This window comes from Niveispirillum sp. FG148, assembly GCF_057809655.1.
Genome location: NZ_JBMDKJ010000087.1, coordinates 1 through 339, shown reverse-complemented (window position 1 = coordinate 339; position 339 = coordinate 1). Strand labels below are relative to the sequence as shown.

At 66.1% G+C, this 339-nt stretch carries 1 pseudogene; it reads left to right on the top strand.

Annotated features, from left to right (window positions below):
* Positions 1 to 339: pseudogene (locus ACODTW_RS28310) on the top strand (transposase); the annotation flags it as partial.

The window sequence follows — 339 nt, the reverse complement described above, 5'->3', positions numbered from 1 at the left end:
CCGCCGTCATGGCGTAGCGCCGAACCTGCTGTATCGTTGGCGGCGTCTGATGCTGGAGGGCGGGAGCGTAGCCGTGGCGGATGATGACGATGTGACCAGCAACAAAATTGTCCGGCAGCTTGAGGAGCGGGTGCGGGAACTGGAAATCCTGCTCGGCCGCAAGGTGCTGGAGGCGGAAATCCTGCGCGATGCGCTGGAAAAGTCGCGCTCAAAAAACCGATCTTGCTCGCGCGGTCGCCGCTGAGGGGCGGTTCGCGGTGAAGGCGGTGGCCCAAACGCTGGGCGTAGCCCGGTCCAATCTGGTTGATCGGCTGGCGGGCCGGACCCGGCCGCGCGGTC